The organism is Deltaproteobacteria bacterium RBG_16_64_85 (assembly GCA_001798885.1).
Classification (GTDB): domain Bacteria; phylum Desulfobacterota; class Deferrimicrobia; order Deferrimicrobiales; family Deferrimicrobiaceae; genus FEB-35.
In genome coordinates this window covers 1-6,322 of record MGQW01000056.1, presented here as the reverse complement: position 1 = coordinate 6,322, position 6,322 = coordinate 1, and the positions used below count along the sequence as shown (strand labels likewise).

Here is a 6,322-nt window from a genome sequence, read left to right as displayed (position 1 = left end):
CGCGGATCAGAACCCCACCGATCGACGGGTCCACCGCGTTCGAAAGGAGACCCTTCTTCAACAAATCCTGGCCAACGATCGCGCTGAAAGGGAAAAATCGCATCCGTTTCCTCTGTTTCTTGGATGAGCGCGGGCGGGAAAAAGTGGCTCGCGCCCCCCAAGGAATCACCCGGCCCGTCGATGGATCATAGTATAAAGCGGGGGACAGCGGAATTCGGGAGAAGACCGATGTCAGGGGAGCGTGGGAACTTCCCCCGGAGGAAGTGCATCGAGGAACTCGGCAATGTGCTCCTCGATGTCGGGGGGAGCCGCGGTGATCGCCTTGCCGCCTTCGATGCCCCTCAGGAACGCCCCGCACGTTTCGCAGCGATCGTGGTGGGCACGGAAAAGGACGTCCATGGTGGGGGAAAGCTGGTTGGCGAGGTAGGCCCGGAGGATGTCGGCCACCTGTTCGCGGCGCTCCCTGGCCGCCCGCTCCAGGTACTTTTCGATCTCCCGGTGGTGCTCCCGGGCCTTCTGCAGGACAAAGGTCTTCAGCCGACTGCGGACCTCCTCGGGGATCTCTTCCAGCAGGATCTGCCGGCACAAGACGCGCGTCTTGTCGTAGGTCTTGAGAAAGTTCAGACAGGGTTCGCACAGATCGATATGGACGGAGAACTCCTGCCGCAAGTGCTCCTCCATCGTCCCGTCGATGTAATCGTTCAGCAGGTAGACCAGTTCCTTGCAGTTCATCCTAGACCGTCTTTCCTTCCCGCAGATACCTCGTCAGCCGCTCCCGGAGGTAGAGCCTTGCCCTGTGGAGGCGGGACTTCACCGCCGGAACGGTCAGCCCGAGGATCTGCGCCGTCTCCTCGTTGGACAACCCCTCGACGTCGCTCAGCACGAAAACGACCCGGTATTTCTCCGAGAGGTCCCCCGTAAACCGCTGGATCACCTGCCCCAGTTCCTTGTCCAGCGCCTTTCGCTCGACTTCCTTGCTCCAGTCGTCGATCAGGCTGGCGTGCATCCCGTCCTCGGTGAACACCGGCATGAACTCTTCGATGGAGACCGTCTCGCCCCTTCGCTTCCCGCGGAGCCTCATCAGGCACGTGTTCACGCAGATCCGGTAGATCCACGAGTAGAGCGCCGAGTTCCCCTTGAAGGTGTGCGCCTTCTGCACCACCGTCAGGAACACGTCCTGGGTGGCCTCCTCGGCATCGCTTTCGTTCTTGAGGATCGACATCGCCAGGCTATAGATCTTGGCGTGAAAACGGTCGAACAGGTTCTCGACCGACTCCGGCGTGCCTTTTCGAAGCTCCTCCAGAAGAACACTATCGTCGAGCAACCGCTCCGCGGGCATTCTCCGCTCCGTTTAAGATTCGCCTGCCGGAACAGGGTTTCACTCCGTTTTCCCGAAAAGTTAGGATTACCATGTTTCTCCCGGCCGGCGCAAGCCTGTGGGGGAACACTTCCGTTCCTTCGGCTTTGTCCTTGGCGGAGAGTGGGGATTCCCTTAGAATTGAGAGCAGGGCGACGCGAAGCCGCGCGTGGGGAGACAACAACAAGGTGAAAACGCGCCGCTTTTTTCTGGTTGCACTGCTTGCCGCGGGAACCGCGACCTTCCTCTTCGCGGCTCTCCGGAGGCGCCGGGAAAGCCCCGGTCCCGTCCCCTACGCCAGGCCGGAAGGAGGCGAGAGGGAAGGAGAGTTCGAACTTTTCATCGGGTCCTGAAAACCCCAACGACCCGTCCCTCTTTGGATCTCCTTCTTCGCGGCGTCCGTCCTATTCCACCGTGACGCTCTTGGCGAGGTTCCTCGGCTGGTCGACGTCCGTGCCCTTCAGCAACGCCATGTGGTACGCCAGCAGCTGCAGCGGGACGACCTCGAGGATCGGCCGGGCGTAGCCGTAGCACGGGGGCAGGAACAGGATGTCCTCCGCCGTTTCGGCGAGCGTCCCGTCCCCCTCGGTGCCCACCGCGATCACCCGCCCTCCGCGGCTGCGCGCCTCTTCCAGGTTGGAGAAGGTCTTCTCGTAGGCCTCGCCCCGTGCGCAGAGCACGAGCACCGGCATCCGCTCGTCGATCAGGGCGATCGGGCCGTGCTTCATCTCGCCCGCCGGATACCCCTCCGCGTGGATGTAGGAGATTTCTTTCAGCTTGAGCGCCCCTTCCAGCGCGATCGGGTAGGAGATCCCTCGGCCCAGGTAGAGGAAGTCGGTCGCGTCTTTGTACTTCCGGGCTATGCCCGCGATCGCGGCCTCCTTTTTCAGAACCTCCTCGATCTTCCGGGGGAGCTCGCTCACCTCCAGGAGGTGCGCTGCGATTTCCGCTTCCGATAGCGTCCTGCGCGCGGACGCAAGATGCAGCGCCAGGAGGTAGAGCGCCACGAGCTGCGTCGTGAAGGCCTTGGTGGACGCCACGCCGATCTCGGGCCCGGCGTGCGTGTAGATCACGCCGTCCGACTCCCGGGCGATCGTGGAGGAAACGACGTTGCAGATGGAGATCGCGATCGCTCCCTTCCCTCTCGCCTCGCGAAGGCCCGCCAGCGTGTCCGCCGTCTCGCCCGACTGGGAGATGGGGACGCAGAGGGTCTCTTCCTCCACCACCGGGTCGCGGTACCGGTACTCCGAGCCCAGGTCCACTTCCACGGGCAGCCGCGCCAGCCCCTCGATCATGAACTTGCCGACCAGACCGGCGTGCCAGGAGGTCCCGCAGGCCACGATGAGCACTTTTTTCAAGCGGCGTAGCCGCTCGTCCGGCAGCGGGAGGGTCTCGAAGAAGACCTCCCCCGACTCCGGCAGGATCCGGCCGGCGAGCGTATCCAGGATGGCCCGGGGCTGTTCGTGGATCTCCTTCAACATGAAGTGCCGGTAGCCCCCTTTTTCCGCCATCACGGGGGACCAGTCGATGTGCTGCGGGGCGCGGTGCTTGAGGTTCCCCGCGAAATCGATCAGCCGGACCCCTGCCGGCCCGGCGACGACGATCTCCCCGTCCTCCAGGAAGAGGGCTTTCCGGGTGTTGGAGAGCAGCGGAGGGAGGTCCGATGCGAAGAAGGTCTCCCCCTCGCCGATGCCGATCACCATGGGGCAGTTCAACCGCACGCCGACGAGCGTCCCCGGCTCCTTCTCGGAGACCGCAAGGAAGGCGTAGGACCCCCGCAGCTCGGACACGGTCCTGCGCGCCGCCTCCTCAAGCGAGAGGCCGGCCGAGGTGTACTCGTCCAGAAGGTGGGCGATCACTTCCGTGTCGGTCTCGGAGCAGAACGTCCTCCCTTTCTCGTTCAGGCCTTTTTTCAGCGTCCGGTGGTTCTCGATGATCCCGTTGTGAACGATGGCGACGGCGCCGGCCCGGTGCGGGTGGGCGTTCGCGTCGGAGGGGCGTCCGTGGGTGGCCCAGCGCGTGTGCCCCACGCCGCAGGTTCCCGCGACCGGCTCCCGGGCGACGAGATCCACGAGCCGCGCAAGCTTTCCCTCGCTCTTCCGGATGGCGATCCCGCCGCTGTCGAGCACGGCGATCCCCGCCGAATCGTATCCGCGATACTCCAGCTTCCCCAGGCCGTCCAGCAGGATGCCGACGCACTGCTTCGGGCCGGTGTACCCGACGATGCCGCACATTACCTCGGCTTTCCCTTCCTCGATGTTCGGGGGATTTTCAGACCCGCCTTCACAAGGAGCTCGGGTTTCTTCCGGATGACCCAGTCCTCGAGCACTTTCTGTTCGACCCGGGAGAGAGCCAGCGCATACGGCGGTACGTTTTTCGTGATCGTCGCGCCGGCACCGATCAGCGCCCCCTTGCCGATCGTGACGGGGGCGACGAACTGCGTATCGCTCCCGACGAACACGCCGTCACCGATGACGGTCGTGTGCTTGGCGATGCCGTCGAAGTTGCAGGTGATCGTCCCCGCGCCGATGTTCACCTTCCTCCCCACCAGCGTATCGCCGATGTAGGACAGGTGGTTGGCCTTCGATCCCTTCCCCAGCCGGCTCTTCTTCACCTCGACGAAGTTGCCGATGTGGGCTTCCTCCCCGATGTCGGCCTCCGGTCGCAGGCGCGCGAACGGGCCCACGCTGGCGCCTTTGCGGACGCGCGCGCCGGAGAGAACCGAGTACGGCAGCAGGTGCGCGCCGTCCTCCACCCGGCTGTTCTCCACCACGCACCCCGCCTGGATCCTCGCGCCTCGCCCGATCCGTGTCGTCCCCAGGAGCGCAACGCCCGGCTCGATGAGAGTGTCGGCCCCCACGGAAACGTCGGTCTCCACGTAGGTCCGCAAGGGATCGACGATGGTCACTCCGGAATCGAGCAAGGCCCTGATTTTCGCGCGAAGGAGGATCGCCGTGGCATCCGCCAGCTCCCCCCGGGAGTTGATCCCCCGCACCTCGTCGGGGTACCCGGCTACGACCGGAACCACGATCCTTCCCTCTTCGAGCGCCTGCAAGACGAGGTCGGTAAGGTAGAGCTCCCGCTGCGCGTTGACGTCGGACAGTCGCGGGAGGTTCCGCGCCAGAAACGCACGGTCGAAAGCGTACGTCCCGGAGTTCACCTCCAGGATCCGCCGAAGGGAGGCGTCGGCATCCCGTTCCTCCACGATGCGGGCGACGGTGCCGTCGGGGCGGCGCACCACACGTCCGTATCCCGCGGGATCGGAGAGAATCCCGGTCAGAACGGAGGCGGCGGCCTTCGTCTTCCGCCTCGCCGCGACCAGGTCCCGGAGGGTCTTCGGGCGGAGGAGCGGCGCGTCGCCGCACAGGACGACCACCTCCCGGGCCCGGCGGGAGACGACCGAAAGTCCGGCCCGGGCGGCGTCGCCGGTCCCGAGCTGGCGCTCCTGCACCGCCACCTTTCCGCCATACTGCGTGACCGTCCCCATCACCTGGTCCCGGCCATTGCCGAGGACGAAGACGATCTCTGGGATCCCGGCCGCCGAGGCGGATCGAGCAACATGCCACAGCATCGGCTTCCCGAGCACGGGGTGGGCCACCTTGGGAAGGGCGGATTTCATCCGCTTTCCCTGGCCCGCCGCGAGGATGATCGCGGAAACGCCTTTCATCGACCTGCCTCTTTCGGAGTGCTAGAATGCTTTGTCCGGCTAATTAGAAAGTTTACCCGTTTTTCGCGGGGAATGGGAATGGCGATTGTCGGCGACTTGAAGGAAACGCTGGACCAGATCGAGGCGGAGATCGCCAACGTCAAGCGCCAGTACGACCTCTTTTTCCAGGGAATCCGGCGATCGGAGCCTTCCGACAAGCGCAAGGAGGTCGAGGAGACCATTCGAAGGATGGGACAGCGCAAGATCGTCAATACCAACGACCAGTTCCGTTTCAACAACCTCCAGACCCGATTTTACTCCTTCTCCAATTTATGGATGCGCATGGTCCGGGACCTCGAGGAAGGGCGGCTGATCCGGGATCCCTCCGGCGCCCTGGTGCACGGGAGGTCTCCCGCCTCGGATCCGGTGGAGCCCGCCCACCTCGATCAGGTCATCGGAGAGCTGATGGAGGCCCGCAGGTCGTGCGGGCTGCCCGCAGGGGAGGAGGACCTCTCCGCAACCCGGGAGGCGCTGCTCGCCCGCGCCCGGGAGATCGCCGGGAAGTCCGGGGCCAACAAGGTGGAATTCCGGATCAGCGTCGAAGAGGGGAAGCCAAAGATTAAAGCCCTGGTCCGCTAAGCCTACTCGGCGGCGGCCATCCGGACCAGCGCCCGCTGCAGCGCCGAGGTGGCCTTCGCCGTTGCTTCCTCGTCGAGCGACACTTCCTTGAGCGCGGTCTCGGCCCGGGCGTGCGCGCGGCGGGCCCGCTCGACGTCGATCTCATCGGCCTTCTCGGCGACGTCGGCCAATACGACCATCCGCTCGGGGGTCACCTCGGCAAAGCCCCCGCCCACCGCCACCTTCTTTATCTCGCTCCCCTTGCGATAGCGCAGGACCCCGATGGAGAGGATCGCCAGGAAGAAGGTGTGCTCGGGGAGGACCCCGAACTCCCCCTCGTAGCCGGGGGCGATCACTTCGTCCACGTCTGCCGACACGAGCAGCCGCTCGGGCGTGACCACTTCGAGCTTGATCGTCGATGCCATTTGTCCCTTGCGCTTTCGCCCCCCGATCAGACGGCGAGGAGCGCCTTCCCCTTCTCGATCGCTTCCTCGATCGTGCCGACCATGTAGAAGGCCTGCTCGGGAAGCTCGTCGTGCTTGCCGTCCACGATTTCCTTGAACGACCGGATCGTTTCCTGGAGCCGGACGTATTTCCCGGGGATCCCGGTGAACTGCTCGGCGACGAAGAACGGCTGCGAGAGGAACCGCTGGATCTTGCGCGCCCGGGCGACCAGCAGCTTGTCGTCTTCCGAGAGCTCG

6 protein-coding genes and 1 pseudogene are annotated in these 6,322 nt (G+C 64.9%); 1 reads left to right on the top strand and 6 read right to left on the bottom strand.

All coding sequences use genetic code 11. The annotated features are described in order from the left end of the window. Window positions 1–231: 231 nt before the first annotated feature. The 4 genes from A2Z13_02930 to A2Z13_02915 form a co-directional block, all read right to left on the bottom strand. On the bottom strand, window positions 232–732 hold the full coding sequence (locus tag A2Z13_02930; GenBank protein OGP78247.1) for a hypothetical protein: 501 nt from the start codon (window positions 730–732) through the stop codon (window positions 232–234). A gap of 1 nt (window position 733) precedes the next feature. After that, entirely contained in the window at window positions 734–1,339 is a 606-nt protein-coding gene (locus tag A2Z13_02925) for a hypothetical protein (protein ID OGP78246.1), read from the bottom strand. Between the two features lie 422 nt (window positions 1,340–1,761). Continuing rightward, the gene (locus A2Z13_02920) at window positions 1,762–3,591 is read right to left on the bottom strand and encodes a glutamine--fructose-6-phosphate aminotransferase (protein OGP78245.1); all 1,830 of its coding nucleotides are present in this window, start codon (window positions 3,589–3,591) and stop codon (window positions 1,762–1,764) included. Next, a complete protein-coding gene (locus tag A2Z13_02915) occupies window positions 3,591–5,024 on the bottom strand; it encodes a UDP-N-acetylglucosamine diphosphorylase/glucosamine-1-phosphate N-acetyltransferase (GenBank protein OGP78244.1) in 1,434 nt (477 codons plus the stop codon). The genes A2Z13_02920 and A2Z13_02915 overlap by 1 nt, the downstream gene beginning before the upstream one ends. A gap of 78 nt (window positions 5,025–5,102) precedes the next feature. On the opposite strand from A2Z13_02915, the gene A2Z13_02910 reads away from it, so the two are divergent. Then, the gene (locus A2Z13_02910) at window positions 5,103–5,642 is read left to right on the top strand and encodes a hypothetical protein (protein ID OGP78243.1); all 540 of its coding nucleotides are present in this window, start codon (window positions 5,103–5,105) and stop codon (window positions 5,640–5,642) included. Between the two features lie 2 nt (window positions 5,643–5,644). On the opposite strand, the gene A2Z13_02905 is transcribed toward A2Z13_02910, so the two are convergent. Continuing rightward, window positions 5,645–6,046, bottom strand: coding sequence for an ATP synthase F1 subunit epsilon (locus A2Z13_02905; protein OGP78242.1), 402 nt, complete (start codon window positions 6,044–6,046; stop codon window positions 5,645–5,647). A 26-nt stretch (window positions 6,047–6,072) separates the two neighbouring features. Then, window positions 6,073–6,322 (bottom strand): annotated as a pseudogene (locus A2Z13_02900) (F0F1 ATP synthase subunit beta).